Source organism: Cellulophaga fucicola, from assembly GCF_900119145.1.
Lineage (GTDB): Bacteria > Bacteroidota > Bacteroidia > Flavobacteriales > Flavobacteriaceae > Cellulophaga > Cellulophaga fucicola.
Map to the genome: position 1 here is coordinate 493,894 of NZ_FPIY01000003.1, position 15,991 is coordinate 509,884.

Here is a 15,991-nt window from a genome sequence, read left to right on the forward strand (position 1 = left end):
AACCAACTTTATGAATAAATTCCTTTTTACGTTATTCTTCCTTGCTGTTACCGCAGTATGGGCACAGGATACGAGAACAATTACCGGAGAGGTAATAGGAGCAGAGGATGGTTTACCGCTGCCTGGAGCATCGGTTTACGTCTCTAAAAATATGATTGCCAATGAAACCGGAGTTGCTGGTGTAATAGAAAACACATCTATTGGTGTTGTTGTAGATTTTAATGGTAAATTTTCTTTAAAATTACCAGCTGCTGTAACACAAATAACGGTTTCTTATTTAGGCTATCAAACCAAAACAATAAACTTAACTAGTGCAACAAGCTATTCTATTTCTTTGAGTGAAAATGTAGATAGTTTAGATGAGGTTATACTAACAGGATACCAAAAGGTAGAGAAAAGAAAACTAACTTCTTCTGTTGCTAAAATAGAAATGGAAGATATTGAGCAAATTGGTGTTGCTAGTGTAGACCAATTATTGCAAGGGCAAGTTGCTGGTGTGGTTGCTACTACACAAACAGGAGCGCCTGGTGCGCCAGCTAAAATTAGAATTAGAGGTACAGCCTCTTTATCTGGTCCGCAAGATCCTTTATGGGTTGTAGATGGTTTGCCTTTAGAGGGTAATGATGTACCAGATTTTAGCGATAAAGATAATATAGACCAATTGCGTAATTATGCAATTGCGGGTTTAAACCCTAATGATATTGAAGATATTACCATTTTAAAAGATGCCGCTGCTACTGCAATTTATGGTGCTAGAGCTGCAAATGGTGTTATAGTAGTTACAACTAAGAGAGGTAAAAGTGGTAAAATGCGAGTTAATTTTTCGGCTAATACTTTCTTTTCTTCTAAGCCAAATTTTGATAAGCTAAATCTAATGAATGCTCAGCAGAAAGTAGATTTTGAGCTAGGCTTGGCTGCACGTACAGATTTAGATTACAGAACTAATAAAGGAGAAGTTGCACGTATTTTAAATGCTTCAGGTGAATTAGGAACTTACCAGACTAACGGTTTTTCTTCATTAAGTGCAGGTACACAAACAGCTATAAATTCGCTTAAGAATAACAATGCTAATTGGGGAGATTTATTATATCAATCTAGTGCAAACAAACAATATAGTTTAGGGATCTCTGGTGGCACAGACACATCTGATTATTACTTTTCTTTTGGGTATTATGATGAAGAGGGTACTACTATTGGTACTGGTTTAGAGCGTTACAACATCACCCTAAAAAACAATTTTGATATCAGCGATCGTTTAAGCGCTGGTGCTTCTATCTTTCTTTCTCAGTCTAAAAAAGAGTCGTACTTAACGGGTACAGATGCATTTACAAATCCTGCAAATTATAGTAGAAATGTAAATCCTTATTTTATGCCATATGCAGAAGATGGCTCTTTTAATTACGATCAAGATATAGAAGGTACAGATGGTAGATATGTGCCATTTAACTTTTTAGAAGAGCGTCAAAACACGTCTTACGATTTAAAAAATCAGGCTATAAAAGCTATTTTTGATGGTGCTTATAAAATTACAAACGACCTAACACTTTCTACACAATTAGGGTTACAGTTTGATAAAACAAGCACAGAGAAATATGCTGCAGAAGAAACTTATTTTTCTAGAAAAGAACGCGAGAAGAGTAGACTGTACGATTCTAGTATAAGCGACTATTATTACTTTTTGCCAGAAGGTGGAATTATACAAAACTGGAATGATGACTTTTTTCAGTACAACTGGAAATCATTGCTAACCTATGACACTAGTTTTGGTAAGCACGAAATTGAAGGTTTGTTAGGGTCTGAATTTAGACGTTCTAAATATACTAGTATTATGAGTCGTGGTTTTGGGTATAATAGCAACACCTTAACTACTACACCTATTATTTTTCCTAACGAAAGTGTTGCTAATGAGAGTACATATAAAATGTATGAAAAATCTACAGCAGAGAATGCATATGCATCTTTTTACGCTACAGGTTCTTATACGTACGATCGTAAATACACGTTTTTTGGTAGTGTACGTTATGATGGGTCTAACTTATTTGGTGTAGATCCTAAATACAAATACTTGCCATTATGGTCTGTTTCTGGATCTTGGTTGGCTAGTGAGGAAGATTTTTTAAAGACTAGTGATGTTGTATCTAACTTGCGTTTTAGAGCATCTTATGGTTTGCAAGGTAATATAGACCGTAATACATCTCCGTTTGTTGTTGGTGAGTACGATAAAACTAGCATTTTACCAGGAACATCTGAAGAAACAATTGTGGTAACGTCTCCGCCAAACGCAAAATTGCGTTGGGAGAAAACAACCAATACCAATGTAGGTATGGATTTAGGTTTGTTTCATGGCAGAATTAATATTGCTGCAGATCTATATAGGCGTAACAGTACAGATTTAATTGGTTTACGTTCTGTGCCATTAGAAAATGGTTTTGAGTTTACCAACCTTAACTGGGCAGAGGTTACTAATAAAGGGTACGAGATTAGCCTGTCTACCAGAAACATTGTAACCAAAGATTTTTCTTGGACTACAAACATTAATATCTCTCATAATAAGAGTACTGTAGATAATATACAAGTTAGAGAAAATAGTTTTTTACCATCTAGAGAAGGTTTGCCTGTTAACTCTGTGTTTGCTTTAAAAACAGCTGGTATAGATGAAAATGGCTACCCATTATTTAAACGTGGAGATGAGGTAGTTTCTGCTGTAGAGCTTTTTAAATTAAAAGATCCTTGGGCAGATTTTTTCCCTGGATTTTTAACAGAGTCTGAGCTAACTAATGAGGAGTTTAGAGACTTGTTCACATATGTAGGCGATAGAGATCCTAAGTTTAGTGGTGGTGTAATAAACACATTTAAGTTTAAAAACTTAGACTTTACAGTTGCAGCCAACTTTAACTTAAAGCAAACTGTTGTAGAGCGCCAGCCATACAATGGTACGCAAACAGATCGTGGACAAAATTACTCTGCAAGAATTTTAGATGCTTGGTCGCCAACAAATACTGCTAGTAATTTACCAGCTGTTGTAGGTGAAACTTCTGGAACAGGAGATTCTTGGATGGCATACAAATGGTTTGGAGGTATAAACCCAATAGAAACAATGCCATTACTAGATACTTGGGTAAAAGAAATGAGTTATGTAAGAATTAATAGTATGCGCGTAGGCTACAGTTTCCCTAAATCTTTAACTTCTAAGTTGAACATTAACAGTTTTCGTTTAAGTCTTGAAGGAAGAAATTTACTGGTGTTTGGATCTGATTATGATGGCTATTTTGACCCTGAAACTTACGGAAATATCTACGCGCAGCCTATTTCAAAAACAGTTGCCTTAGGTTTAAATGTAACTTTTTAAAAAAATTAAATTATGAAAGACATACAAACATATATACTGGCTTTACTTACCCTTTTTGTGGTAGGTTGTGATGACTATTTGGAAATAGAACCAGAAGGAAAAGTTATACCAGAAACCTTAGAAGAATTTAGAGCTGTTTTGACAACCGGATATAGAGTTTTTCCTGAACAAAAATCTGTAGTTACCTATAGAGCAGACGAGTTGGTTTTAGATGAGAATAGCTTCAATTTTTCTGATTACAAGGATATTTATTCTTGGAAAGATGCGAATCCAGATCCGCAAACAACACCTTATCCTTACATACAAATGTATAATTCTATTTTCTATGCCAACCACGTTATAGAAGATGGTGCAGAAAAAATTGAAGCATCACAAGAAAAAAATCAGTTAATTGGTGAGGCTTATGCATTACGTGCTTATGCACATTTTGATCTTGTTAACCTTTACGGTAAACCATACAATGCGGCAACAGCAACTACAGACATAGCTGTGCCTTTGGCTTTAGAAATAGATTTAGAACAGGTTTTTATACCAGTTTCTGTACAAGCGGTTTATGACCAAGTATTAAAGGATATAGAAAAGGCAAAAATACTTTTAAACGTTACAAAGTTTGATGCTGGTTTAAATTACAGATTTACTAAAACAGCAATTTTAGCTTTAGAAGCTAGGGTGCATACGTATATGAATAACAGCGAGGCTGCTTTAACAGCTATTAATGCTGCTTTAGCACTAAACAATTCTATTGTAAATTTAAATGAGACACCAGAACTACCAAATTTATACACATCTGTGGAGTCTATTATGGCATTAGAAGATGTGTTTGACTCTAGAGTTAGAAACAGCTCTACTATTTCTGAAGATTTATTGGCTGTTTATGATACTACAAACGATTTAAGATTTGGATTGTATTTTACAGCAGATGGTAGTAGTTACAAAGCAGCTAAAGGTGGTGAGCAAGAATTTAAATGCTCGTTTAGAGTGTCAGAATTACTATTGTTAAAAGCAGAAGCAGAAGCTAAATTAAACAACTTAGACGCTGCCAAAACTACATTGTTAGGTTTTGTTAAAAACAGATACCAAACCTCTTATATGGCTAGCTTAACAGCATCTATAAGTGGTATGTCTGCTACAGCGTTTTTATCAGAATTGTATAAAGAACGAAGAAGAGAATTGGCATTAGAAGGTCACCGTTGGTTTGATCTAAGGAGAAGCAATCAAAAAACAATAACACATACAATAAGCGGAGAAGATTTTATACTTATAGAAAACGATCCAAGATATACATTGCCTTTTCCAGAGGCAGCAAGATTTAATAACCCGGAATTATAGTATTCACGAGTTAGTCGACGGGCAATATTTGCCCAATTAAACCCGATAGTTCTATCGGGTTTTTTTATTTTTGATAAAAAAAGAATATGCTTGTAGTTGTTGTAGAAGATGAAGATTTGGCAGCAGAATATCTAATTGGTTTATTAAAAAAGCAGACCGTTGTTCCTATCACAGAAATAAAGCATTTAACATCTGTACAAGAAATGATTTCTTTTTTTAGTAGCACACAACCAAGTTTAATTTTTATGGATATTCATTTGGGTGATGGCAAAAGTTTAGAGGCCTTTACACAAACAAATATTACAGCTCCTATAGTATTTACTACTGCTTATGATGATTATGCCATACGGGTCTTTAAACACTTTACAATAGACTATTTATTAAAGCCTTTTGAGTCTCAAGATGTAATTATGGCTTTACAAAAGTATACACAGATAAAAGAGAATTTTTCATTTTACAATACGGCAAAGTCAATAGAGGCATTAGAGAGTAAAACGCTGCAAGAACGCTTTTTGGTAAATTCTGGACATCATTTAAAATCTATAGAAAGTGTAGATGTAGCTTTTTTTTATAGCGAAGGAAAAAATTTATTTCTGTTTACAACTAATTCAGAAAACTACTTGTATAAAGACACCTTGCGTGATATTTCTGAAAAACTAAATACAGAAACTTTTTTTAAGGTAAACCGAAACTATATTATACACATAAGTGCCATTAAGGAAATAGTAAAACACAGTCCGCAAAAAATAGAACTGCATTTAAAGGTTGCCCACGCAAGCACAAAACCCATACTCGTTAGTAAGTTTGCTCTTAAAAGTTTTAAAACGTGGTTAAATAAATAAGGTTCTATAGTTTTTTACTATACAATAGTCTAGCTCCACGCTCTTTTGATGTAAACTGGCGTACCATATGTAAATTTAACTTTTCTAATACTCTCCTAGATGCGTGATTTTCTGGGCTAGCCGTAGCCAAGATTTCATCTAGTTTAAGTTGGTTTTTGGCATAGTCTATCCAGAATTCTCCTATTTCTGTAGCAATGCCTTTTCCCCAAAAATTATCGTCTAATATAAAACCAAATTCATAACTTTCTTTACCTAAATAATCGCATTTTAATAAGCCCGAAACCCCAATAAATGTATTGTCTTCTTTATTGGTTAAGCACCAGAAACCAACAGTTTCATCTGTTGAGGTAATAAAATCATCTTCAACTATTTTTTGTAGTTCGTTAGCAGTTAAAACGCGCCCTTTTAGCGTATTTTGCATTACAAGTGGATTTTTGCAAAACAAGTCTTCTAATGGTTTTTTGTAGGTTATACTTAAGGGCTTAAATTGTATTCTTTGACTTTGTAACATTCTAGTAAAATACAACTTTATTTTTAAACTGTAATTTGTGTAAGGGTATTGCTAATGTCTGTTATCGCAAAGAATCGGAATATAATTAAATTCATTACTTATAACCTTTATATGCGGGCAACCAAACGATACGTAATGAAAACCAAATAACACAGAGGATTTGTCTTTAAATAATGTGCCTGCCCATTGTTCCTTTTCTGTTTCAGAATTTTCTTCTCCTACTATAGAAATTGGAGCTAAACTAGCAGACTCTCCTTGGTATAGAATTTCGTTAAGTTTCACTTTTTTTTCAGCATCTAAAACAACTAAATGCCCATAATCTGAATAGTAATACGTTAAATCATCATTTTTAAATGTATATAAACCTTTAAGTTTTTGGTCTATGGTAACGCTATAGCTTTTTAAATCTAAAGGAAATTGACTTGGAGGAATTTTAGTCCAAATCATAGGTTTCATTTTGCCTCTTGTAAATGGGTTTTCTTTACCTAAATATACAAAAGAATTAAGGCTATACTTTCCCCAGTTTTTAATGTGTTTTGCATCAATTTTAAAACCATACATGTAATCACTATCGGTAATTCCGCTAGTGTGACCTTCGTACGGGCTTAAATAAATTACAACATCTAAATCTTTTAGATTAAACGTTAAAAGTACATCTAACTTATAATTGTAAATAAACAATTTATCAGTTTTAGATATTTTTGTGTTTTTAAAAAAGTAATCTCTGTAAGTGTCTTCTATTTTTAAATAACTTCTAGATTCTTCTATACTAATGCTCTCTAAATATTTTTCAGGAACCATAGACACACCTTGTTCTTCTTCGTAATCTAATAATTCTGATAGATTTACAAAGCCTGGTGAGTTTTCTATATCACTATTATTAGTTAGATCAAACACCTTAAACCCTGCATATAAATTTTCTTGATCTTTGTTTAGTATAGTGTTTTGTTCTTGGGTAACCTCTATTTTAGATGTAGATAAAAATGCATTAAAAACATAAACGGTTTTGTTGTTTTGCTGTACACCAACCCATTCTCCTTTTATGAGCTTGTTTTCATCTTTAATTTCATCAAAAATACCTGTATAAGCAACAATTTTTACTTCTGCTAAATAAGGTAGTTTGCCTAGTATTTTTCCGTTTGCAGCATCTCGGTAATTAAGTCCGGATTTAGCAGTGACAAAATAGCTTAACACGTCTTCTTGTGTAGAAAAACTAAATAGAAAATAAGGTAATATTAACAGTAGTATCTTTATTCTGTTTTTCATATTTATTAGAGTTGCGTATTGGTTATTTTAGCTTTAGATAGATCCAATCTCCACTCCATTGTTGTCCAGTAATAGAGTCTTTGTATTTTTTATTTACTACAAACAATCTTGTATTCACTGTTGGTTTTTTTACCGTGTCAGGGTTAGCATTACCTTTGTTTATGATAAGATCCAGGTTTAATGTATTATTTTTATTATCGTGTGTAGATGTTATAGCCACTAAATTGTTATCTATTAACCAAGAGTACAAATAATAATCGTCATAAAATTTATCTTCAGTTATTTTAGGTTCTCCGTGCTTACTGGTTATATAGTGTAATAAGTTTTCAAAATTTTCAACGCCATAACTTTCATTTGTAGCAGCTAAAGCAATAAAATCATCATCAGAAGTTTTCATTATATTAATTTTTTCAAAATACATTTTATTGTAATAGGCTAGGCTATCGTTAACACGCCAAGATCCCATAGTATAATCTATACCAACAATATCATTTTTTTCATCGTCATAAAAATGACCTATATGAATTGTATCCGTAGTTATTGAAAAAAAATCCCACATAGTTACTAAGTCATCTCCAAAGTCTTCTTCTTTTTTTTTATCGTTATAAATTTGAACTATTTGTGACTCGTACGTTTTTTCTTTTGCTATTTCATCAGCATAAAAATCATCTACATTAAAGCTTAGGCTAAAGTTTTCTAAATCTAATTTGTCTTTTCCTATTTTTTTTGTGCAGGCTGTACATAAGATGGCCAAAACTAGAGTCGTTAAAATTTTATTCATCCTCATAAAAAATCTTTATTTTCACTAAGATAGAAATACTTGACTTCATCTGTATTTGGCATTGTATATTTTAAAGGTGGGAATGTATATTCGTGAAGAAAAATTTATGACCTTCTGGTTTTATTTTGATGTCGTATTAAAAAAGGCAGGTCTCAGTAAAAACTGAAACCTGCCTTATATTTATTAATTAAAAAAGTTTAATTAAAAGAAACCCATTGGTTTTTTATTATAAGAGATTAGCATGTTTTTTACAACACGGTAATGATCTAATGCCATTTTATGGTTTTCACGACCAAAACCAGATTCCTTAACACCACCAAAAGGAGCGTGTGCAGGATAGGTGTTGTATTGGTTTACCCAAACTCTACCTGCTTGTATAGCACGTGGTACTTGGTATAATTCATGTGCATCTCTAGACCAAACACCAGCACCTAAACCGTAAGGTGTGTCGTTTGCAATAGCAATAGCTTCTTCCGTAGTTTTAAAAGTTGTTAATGCTACAACAGGGCCAAAAATTTCTTCTTGGAAAACACGCATTTTGTTATCACCCTTTAAAACTGTTGGTTGTACGTAGTAACCTTCAGATAATTCACCTTCATAATTACCAGCATCGCCACCAGCCAATACAGTTGCACCTTCTTCTATACCAATTTTAATATAGTTAAGTATTTTTTCGTATTGTGCCTTAGATACTTGAGAACCAATCATTGTTTCTGGATCTAGCGGGTTTCCGGCTTTAACTAATTTTAAACGTTCTTGCATTTTTTCTACAAAACGATCTGCAATATCTTCGTGTACTAAAATACGTGAAGGAGACGTGCATATTTCACCTTGATTTAAGGCAAACATTAATGCACCTTCTATTGCTTTGCTAAAGAATTCATCATCTTTGTCTGCTACAGACGGAAGAAAAATGTTAGGAGATTTACCACCTAATTCCATAGTTACTGGAATAATGTTTTCTGCTGCATTGTGTAATACCGTACGGCCTGTTTCTGTAGAACCTGTAAACGATAATTTTGCAATACGTTTAGACGTTGCTAAAGCAGCACCAGCTTCTTTACCAAAACCAGTTACAATATTTAATACACCAGCTGGTAAAATATCACCAATTAGTTCCATTAACATCATAACACTTGTAGGAGTTTGTTCTGCGGGTTTAACAACAGCTGTACAACCAGCAGCTAATGCAGGTGCTATTTTCCAAGCTAACATTAGCATTGGAAAATTCCAAGGAATAATTTCACCAACAACCCCAACAGGCTCGTGTAATACAATACTAACAGTATCTTTATCATGTTCAGAAATACTACCTTCATCTGCACGTATAACACCTGCAAAATAACGGAAGTGATCTATACAGTAAGGAATATCTGCTGCACGGGCTTCACGAATTGGTTTACCATTGTCTATAGTTTCTAGAGTAGCCAAATACTCAAGGTTATCTTCCATAACCTGAGCAATTTTTAATAACGCATTGCTACGTTCTGTTGCAGAAGAATTGCTCCAAGCAGGGAACGCCTCATGTGCTGCATCTAAAGCAAGGTCTATATCTTCTTGTGTAGAGCGGGCAGCTTGGGTAAATACTTTACCATCTACTGGAGATCTGTTTTCAAAATATTGCCCTTTTATTGGGTCAACAAATTTACCTCCGATAAAGTTACCATACTTCGCTTTAAATTCGGGTTTAGTTACATTTGCCATAAATATATTTTTTTAAATGCCTGATAAAACAAGCGTTTGTAATTATGATGCAAATGTATAATGGAGTAGAAGCTTCTTATTTATTGATATGGCTCAAAAACTTATGAAAAAAGCTCAAAATAACTCTTTTTAATTTCTAACTTATTTTAGATTAATGATAATCAGGTATTTACGTGTATTTGTAATTTTTTAAATATCTGTTGGACTAATTCCGAACTTGTTTTTAAAGGCTATACTAAAGTTAGACAGGTTGTTATAGCCAATATCTAAATAAATATCTGAAGCCTTTAAGTCGCCACTTTGTAAAAGTTCTTTTGCTTTCTGCAGGCGCTTATCTTTTAACCACTTTCCTGGGGCTTCTTTGTACTCTGCAGTAAAATGTCTTTTAAAGGTAGATAAGCTCATATTACACAAGAATGCAATCTCTTCTAGCTTTAAGTTAGAGTGTACATTGTCTTCTACAATACTTTTAAATGGTGAAACCTCTTTAGATATTAAGGCGTGCAAGTAATGCTCAAACACACTACCATATTTATCTAGTAAATAAAGTAGTATTTCTTCAAATTTTAAAGCTAGCATTGCGTCGCAATACCTACTATCTTCAAAAGATTTAGAAGATAAAGAGCTTATAAATGATGCAATATAATCATCGTTTTCAATCACAAAATAAGGCACTTTTTCTTGGTACGGCTTAACGTCTTTGGTGTATTTGCTTAAAAAATCGGTTAGTTTTTTTTCAGAGAAAAAAAACAATTTGCAATAGTAAATAGTTTCTGTATCTAGTAACTCTGTCCAAAGCCAGTTCCCTTTTTTTAAAAGTAAAGACTGTTCGCTATTAACTGCTTTAGAGGTATTAGCAAAATGCACTTGTTTTTTTCCTACTTGGAGAAAGCTAAACATATTCATACTTAAATTGACCTTGCTTTTTACAACATCGTTAGTCATTTTAAAATCGTACACAAAAATGTCTTTGCTTTTTAATGGTGTATCAAAGTAAATTTCAGGTATGTTATCTATAGGCATTTAATAATCTATTTTGTATTATTCTTTAGTGTAGAGAGCGTTAAATTGCTCAGATTTTCCGGCAGACATAAGAAATATCATCCCTATATCATCTGTTGCTCTGTTTAGTAATAATTGGTTGTCTTTTGTAAGTCCTATCTTGTACTTATTATCTTTTGTAAAAAAGAATATAAAAGGAACACCAACTATTTTAATTTGTCTTTTTACAGAGAAATGATTGTCTCTAATTCTGCCTCTTAACATTCTTTGGGAAACTAGAACATTTTTATACCATAATTTGGCTTCTATTCTATGTTTGTTCTTTGCTTTTAATTCTACTTTATGATCTTCCCAGTTGGGTATGGTATCTTTTTTTAAAAACTTCATTTGTTTCCATAAAGAAGTGTATTCAGTTTCTAATTTATTTTTTGCTACATTAGAGTAAGTCCCGTTAATTTTATTAATAGTAGCATTATTAAGTTCTATTACATCTTCAGTTGCAGTAGATTTTATAGAAATACAACTACTAGAGAATGTGACTAAAATAAGTAATAGTATTTTAAAAATTTTCATATTAATAGTAGTAGGTTATATTTTATTTAGGTTCTTCTTTTTCCCAATAAGTACTCTTTTCTTTTTTCTGCTTATAATATGCTATAAAAATTAATGACAACGGAAAAAATAGTATAATCAAAATCCATTTTAAGATATTAGAAAACAGTTTAATCATCTCTTATTTTTAGATATTAATCTTTCTTTTCTGTCTTAAACAGTTTATCCCAAAAAAAAGTATAGAAGCCATAATTTTTAAAAAATAAATGGTGATGATTTTTATGAAAATTATTAGTTGTAAAAATTAAGAAATACGGATTGTTAGCACTGTTATTTAAATGTGTTACAACGCCATAAAACCAATTGAAAATAAGAAATATTATAAAGCCATAAATAGATACTGGCAATACAATTGCAATTACGGTTATCAATACACCAAACAAAACAGACTCCCAAGGAGACATATAATACAAGCTTACACAATTAAAACTCTCTGTATGTTCATGGTGTTTTAAATGAATTTTTTTTAAAATAGGTATGTTATGAGAAGCCCAATGCAAAAGATACATTAAAAGATCCATAACAATAAAAAGTAGTATAAAAGTTAGCCACATATTTAAGCTAGAAAATGTAATTATATTCTTTGTCCATAATATATAACCAGGAATAGCAATTGCAATATTTATAAATAGGGTAAGTAAAGAAGATAAAACTTCTTTTTTATTAATAGTTGTTTGGTGTTTAAAAGCTTTATTCCAAAAATAGCTAATACCTATGTTTGCTAGATAGGCAACTATATTTAGGAACACTACTAAAGAGAAAAAGGTATAAGGTTCTTTTAAATTCATCACTATTTTAATTCTATAGCTTATAAATTGTTTGCTAAGAACGCTTTTTTATAAGTCTTAGCAGGTTATTTGTACTATTTATTTCCGTTACGATCTATATAACCAATGTTATTATTTTGATCTTTAAATAAAGCTAAATTCCATTGTTTAGACTTCTGGAAATAGAGTTTTTCATAATTAGTACAAGGTTACGGCAATGGTTAGTTTCATAAATTAAAGGTAATAAGCTATGAATTAATAACTTGGACCAAGCTTTTTATTTATACCTCATTTTCGCGGTTAGTAAGGTAGATTTACCGTTACAAATTTGGTTTACTATTGAGATTGAGTTTTTGTAATCTTTTTTTGATATTAAAATCTCTATTATACAATTACTTCTTTTATCTACAAATCTAAAGACAGGTTCTAAACCTCCATCTTTGTTTTTAATTTTCCACTTTTCGCTGTTAAGTGATGACGTATCTAAAACAGCAATTCCTTTTTTATCTTTTTGTGACTTCCAGTCTACTAAGGTTTCAATTCGGTACTCAATAGAGCTGCTATCTATAGATTTTATTAATAAAGCATTTGTTAAAGTCTTATTGTCTTTTGCTCCAATACCTGTAAAATTTGCAACTTGGTTGTTTCCTAAAATATTTTTGTAGAGCAATTTACCGTCAATTTCTAAGCCATTATTTTTTTCTGTTTTTAAATCTTTGTTCTGCGCTTTAGAAGAAAAACACAGGACTAAAGCTAAAATGTATATTAAGTTTTTCATAATTAGTACAAGCTCATGGCAACGGTTAATGGTATAATTAAAGGTAACAAACTATGAATTAATAATTTATAAGAATTTTGTTTTATCTTTTTGTGTTGATTATAACCATTGTTTTATAGTTACTTTTCCGTTTGCTTTAAAACCCAATCTATAAGTTCATCTTTATTTAAAGCATCCCAGGTAGACTGGGTATTCTTTTTTAACGATGTATTATCTTCAGGTTGTAAAACAATTAATTCGGTGTTTTTATTTCCCTGTAGTTCTAACTCAGCTAAAAAACTAACTATATCTGTAGCGTTATTCTCGTACAAGGTTCTTAGCTGCTTTGTTAACTTATATTTTATAGAAGGTTCTATATAGGCTCTAATAGCGTAATTTTTATAAATGGTTACATTTTTGTTTTTTTCATCAAAGTAACTGTATGATGAGAAATTTTTATAACTCTCTGGATTGGTTTTGGGTGTGCCTTTTAAATGTGTTTCTAACAAATAATTTATAAATTTTGGTTCCCAAAGGTCAATTCTGTTAATTCTAATATCACGCTTATGTTGGTGCCATTTTCTTGTAAAATCTAACGTAAAATTGCAAATGACAATACCTTTTATGTTAAGTTGAAATTGAGATTGACTCTCTTTCATAAATTTAATATACCGCATAGCTCTATGCCCAACTAAACTAGCTCCCAAGAAGAAAACATTTTTATTTGGCAAATTGTACGTGGTAAAGGCTTTATGTATTAGCTTATGCGCAGAAACCATAGATGATTTAGAAAAATAAAAGTCAAGAGGAATTTCGGTTGAAACAGATAGTACTGCAAAGTTTTTTTTATATGCTTGATTATACATTTGTTTTGAACTCCTATTTTTCTTGTCGTACATAGAGTCCTCTAGGAAAATAAGTACACCTTTAATTTCTTTATTTTCAGGAAGCATTAGCGTATAACCTTTCTGAATAAAAGGTAAAAAATCATTTTCTCCAGGGCCAACTCTTAGACTGTCATTTTTTACAGGCTCATAATAGTCAATTATTTTCTGAGAAAGACAATTTATACTAGAAAGAGTAAAAAGCAGTAACAAGAATAGCTTAATAGGTGTTTTCATTTGTGGTTGCTTTATCTTAGCTATTTGTTAGCTAATGGTATTCAATATATTCTCTGTTTATAAATTTTAAAACCTCTTCAAGTTTACTGTGAATATCATAAACTTTCATAGTTCTGTTTCCGTTAATTAAAGTTCCTTTATCTAGTTTTTTCCTTTTTTGATTATTGCAAGAAATTAATACAATTCAGATTAACAGTAATTTTAATTTGTTCATTTGTGTGTATTGTAGCCTGTGGTTTTATGTTTAAACATAGCAAGTAAAAAACTAGTTTTTACAACCTAAGAACTAGCTGTAATAATACCCCAAATTAAGGAATAATTTATTAATTTTTTATTTTGAGTTCTGTATTGGTAGTAGTTATTTTAATGCTTCTCCTAAAACAGATACCTTTTTTAACCATTTATCTCTAAAACCTGAGCTTGAATTTTTAATTGCTGCAATGTAAGTTACTTTAACAGGGCTTATTCCGCAAAATTGTAAAGTCCCTTTTTTAAACTGATTTATGGCTGGTCTTTTCATAATTAGAAAATCGTACCATTTTGGTGTGTCAGCTGTAATAATTAAACGTGCCGATTTTCCTTTCAAGAGTTTTTCTGGTAACGGTTTTCCCTCAATAGGCAGGTAGGTAATTCCAGGCAAAAATATTCTGTCAATAAAACCTTTCATTAATGCAGGGTAACCATACCACCACATTGGAAATACCCATACAACATGGTCAGCTTTTTTAATTTTGTCAATTGCATCAATTAAATTGGGTTCTAATTCCATTCTTTTCCGATAACCAAATGCTAAATTGGGATTAAACTCCAATTCAGAAATATTAATTTGGGTCAATGTTGCATCTGTTTTATTTGCACCTTTTATATAGGCTTCTGATAAAGCATAGTTAAAACTCTCTTTATCAGGGTGTCCATTAATTATTAAAACTTGTTTCATATTTGTTCTATGTTTTTTACAAAGAACTACACAATTAGTTTTTTAAGAAAGGACATATGTCTAATTTGAAATAGACTTTCTTATGCGGCTTAAATGTCTTTGAGTAATACCTAAATATGAAGAAAGGAAATTAAGAGGAATTAACTGCAAGAATTCTGGTTGATTCATAAGTAAATCACGATAGCGTTTTTCTGCTGTTTCTTTTTGTAACAAGAAAATTCTTTTTTCCATTTTAATATATTCTTGTTCTGCAATTAATTTAAAAAATTTTAACCAATTGGTGCTAGATTGCTCTAACTTTAAAATTTCATTTCTTGATATTGTTAACATCTCAATATCGGTTAGCGCTTGTATATTCTCTACTGTTTTGTTTTGAGATAAAAAAGAAGAATAGGCACTCACAAATGAATTGGAAAATGTAAAGCAATATGTTACTTCTTCCTCTATTGACGAATGGTAAAATGACCTAAATAATCCTGAAGTTACAAAACCGACTTCTTTACAAGTTTGACCTTCTTTGATATAAAAATCATCTTTTTTCAATTTTTTAAGAACTACCTTTTTTTCAAAAAAATCAATTTCATCTGGGGTAAGTATATCAAATGTTTCTAAATAGTTCCTCATTTTGTTTAATTACTGTTACCCCTTATTAGGCCCTTAATTTGGAGTTGCTTTATACCTTAGCTCTTTGTAAAGTAGCATTATTTTTGTTTCGGTTTATGCTTTTTTATCAGTAAACTTTCTCCTTAAGAATTTCTACTTTTTCAATTTTCCAATTACCCTCAGTTTTATTCCATTCATAAGTTCCTTCTCTTTCAATAGTCCACTTCTTTGTAAAAAAGAAAAATACTGTAATTGATACGGTTGCCTGTTGAATTAAATTTTCTGTAAATCGATTTCCCTCAATAGAATAATTTTTTCTTTCGTACTTACTCTTTAAGGTTTTTAATCGACTAAAATAAACTATGGTATCTTTTGTTAATTGCTTTTTGTCAATTATTTTTCCATTGAAT

14 protein-coding genes are annotated in these 15,991 nt (G+C 31.4%); 3 read left to right on the forward strand and 11 right to left on the reverse strand.

Annotation, left to right across the window (positions count from 1 at the left end; translation table 11 throughout):
• Positions 1 to 10 precede the first annotated feature (10 nt).
• The 3 genes from BT107_RS12825 (at position 11) to BT107_RS12835 (ending at position 5,520) form a co-directional block, all read left to right on the forward strand.
• The gene (locus BT107_RS12825; protein WP_072304209.1) at positions 11 to 3,349 is read left to right on the forward strand and encodes a SusC/RagA family TonB-linked outer membrane protein; all 3,339 of its coding nucleotides are present in this window, start codon (positions 11 to 13) and stop codon (positions 3,347 to 3,349) included.
• Between the two features lie 12 nt (positions 3,350 to 3,361).
• Entirely contained in the window at positions 3,362 to 4,678 is a 1,317-nt protein-coding gene (locus BT107_RS12830) for a RagB/SusD family nutrient uptake outer membrane protein (RefSeq protein ID WP_084639233.1), read from the forward strand.
• 86 nt (positions 4,679 to 4,764) lie between these two features.
• Complete coding sequence (locus tag BT107_RS12835; RefSeq protein ID WP_072304210.1) at positions 4,765 to 5,520, forward strand: LytR/AlgR family response regulator transcription factor; 756 nt, start codon at positions 4,765 to 4,767, stop codon at positions 5,518 to 5,520.
• A 4-nt stretch (positions 5,521 to 5,524) separates the two neighbouring features.
• On the opposite strand, the gene BT107_RS12840 is transcribed toward BT107_RS12835, so the two are convergent.
• From BT107_RS12840 to BT107_RS12890, 11 genes are all read right to left on the reverse strand, one after another.
• Positions 5,525 to 6,031 (reverse strand): GNAT family N-acetyltransferase, encoded by a 507-nt coding sequence (locus BT107_RS12840; protein WP_072304211.1) that lies wholly within the window; start codon positions 6,029 to 6,031, stop codon positions 5,525 to 5,527.
• Positions 6,032 to 6,082: 51 nt separating this feature from the next.
• Positions 6,083 to 7,297, reverse strand: a complete 1,215-nt coding sequence (locus tag BT107_RS12845) for an SH3 domain-containing protein (protein WP_072304212.1) — start codon at positions 7,295 to 7,297, stop codon at positions 6,083 to 6,085.
• A gap of 22 nt (positions 7,298 to 7,319) precedes the next feature.
• Positions 7,320 to 8,084: a hypothetical protein gene (locus tag BT107_RS12850; protein ID WP_072304213.1), complete on the reverse strand. Its 765-nt coding sequence runs from the start codon at positions 8,082 to 8,084 to the stop codon at positions 7,320 to 7,322.
• Positions 8,085 to 8,279: 195 nt separating this feature from the next.
• Positions 8,280 to 9,782, reverse strand: a complete 1,503-nt coding sequence (locus tag BT107_RS12855) for an aldehyde dehydrogenase family protein (protein WP_072304214.1) — start codon at positions 9,780 to 9,782, stop codon at positions 8,280 to 8,282.
• A 189-nt stretch (positions 9,783 to 9,971) separates the two neighbouring features.
• Positions 9,972 to 10,805 (reverse strand): helix-turn-helix domain-containing protein, encoded by an 834-nt coding sequence (locus BT107_RS12860; RefSeq protein WP_072304215.1) that lies wholly within the window; start codon positions 10,803 to 10,805, stop codon positions 9,972 to 9,974.
• Between the two features lie 18 nt (positions 10,806 to 10,823).
• Positions 10,824 to 11,357: a hypothetical protein gene (locus BT107_RS12865; protein WP_072304216.1), complete on the reverse strand. Its 534-nt coding sequence runs from the start codon at positions 11,355 to 11,357 to the stop codon at positions 10,824 to 10,826.
• 173 nt (positions 11,358 to 11,530) lie between these two features.
• Complete coding sequence (locus BT107_RS12870) at positions 11,531 to 12,184, reverse strand: sterol desaturase family protein (RefSeq protein ID WP_072304217.1); 654 nt, start codon at positions 12,182 to 12,184, stop codon at positions 11,531 to 11,533.
• A 256-nt stretch (positions 12,185 to 12,440) separates the two neighbouring features.
• Positions 12,441 to 12,941 (reverse strand): hypothetical protein, encoded by a 501-nt coding sequence (locus BT107_RS12875; RefSeq protein WP_072304218.1) that lies wholly within the window; start codon positions 12,939 to 12,941, stop codon positions 12,441 to 12,443.
• A gap of 119 nt (positions 12,942 to 13,060) precedes the next feature.
• On the reverse strand, positions 13,061 to 14,041 hold the full coding sequence (locus tag BT107_RS12880; RefSeq protein ID WP_072304219.1) for a hypothetical protein: 981 nt from the start codon (positions 14,039 to 14,041) through the stop codon (positions 13,061 to 13,063).
• Positions 14,042 to 14,399: 358 nt separating this feature from the next.
• Positions 14,400 to 14,978 carry an NAD(P)H-dependent oxidoreductase gene (locus tag BT107_RS12885; protein ID WP_072304220.1) on the reverse strand — a complete coding sequence of 193 codons (579 nt, stop codon included), beginning with the start codon at positions 14,976 to 14,978 and terminating at the stop codon, positions 14,400 to 14,402.
• A gap of 60 nt (positions 14,979 to 15,038) precedes the next feature.
• Complete coding sequence (locus BT107_RS12890) at positions 15,039 to 15,602, reverse strand: Crp/Fnr family transcriptional regulator (RefSeq protein ID WP_072304221.1); 564 nt, start codon at positions 15,600 to 15,602, stop codon at positions 15,039 to 15,041.
• Positions 15,603 to 15,991: the final 389 nt, after the last annotated feature.

Excerpts from the sequence above, each read along its gene's own strand:
- BT107_RS12825 (WP_072304209.1), top strand. The coding sequence starts at position 11 with ATGAATAAATTCCTTTTTACGTTATTCTTCCTTGCTGTTACCGCAGTA.
- BT107_RS12830 (WP_084639233.1), top strand. The coding sequence starts at position 3,362 with ATGAAAGACATACAAACATATATACTGGCTTTACTTACCCTTTTTGTG.
- BT107_RS12835 (WP_072304210.1), top strand. The coding sequence starts at position 4,765 with ATGCTTGTAGTTGTTGTAGAAGATGAAGATTTGGCAGCAGAATATCTA.
- BT107_RS12840 (WP_072304211.1), bottom strand. The coding sequence starts at position 6,031 with ATGTTACAAAGTCAAAGAATACAATTTAAGCCCTTAAGTATAACCTAC.
- BT107_RS12845 (WP_072304212.1), bottom strand. The coding sequence starts at position 7,297 with ATGAAAAACAGAATAAAGATACTACTGTTAATATTACCTTATTTTCTA.
- BT107_RS12850 (WP_072304213.1), bottom strand. The coding sequence starts at position 8,084 with ATGAGGATGAATAAAATTTTAACGACTCTAGTTTTGGCCATCTTATGT.
- BT107_RS12855 (WP_072304214.1), bottom strand. The coding sequence starts at position 9,782 with ATGGCAAATGTAACTAAACCCGAATTTAAAGCGAAGTATGGTAACTTT.
- BT107_RS12860 (WP_072304215.1), bottom strand. The coding sequence starts at position 10,805 with ATGCCTATAGATAACATACCTGAAATTTACTTTGATACACCATTAAAA.
- BT107_RS12865 (WP_072304216.1), bottom strand. The coding sequence starts at position 11,357 with ATGAAAATTTTTAAAATACTATTACTTATTTTAGTCACATTCTCTAGT.
- BT107_RS12870 (WP_072304217.1), bottom strand. The coding sequence starts at position 12,184 with ATGAATTTAAAAGAACCTTATACCTTTTTCTCTTTAGTAGTGTTCCTA.
- BT107_RS12875 (WP_072304218.1), bottom strand. The coding sequence starts at position 12,941 with ATGAAAAACTTAATATACATTTTAGCTTTAGTCCTGTGTTTTTCTTCT.
- BT107_RS12880 (WP_072304219.1), bottom strand. The coding sequence starts at position 14,041 with ATGAAAACACCTATTAAGCTATTCTTGTTACTGCTTTTTACTCTTTCT.
- BT107_RS12885 (WP_072304220.1), bottom strand. The coding sequence starts at position 14,978 with ATGAAACAAGTTTTAATAATTAATGGACACCCTGATAAAGAGAGTTTT.
- BT107_RS12890 (WP_072304221.1), bottom strand. The coding sequence starts at position 15,602 with ATGAGGAACTATTTAGAAACATTTGATATACTTACCCCAGATGAAATT.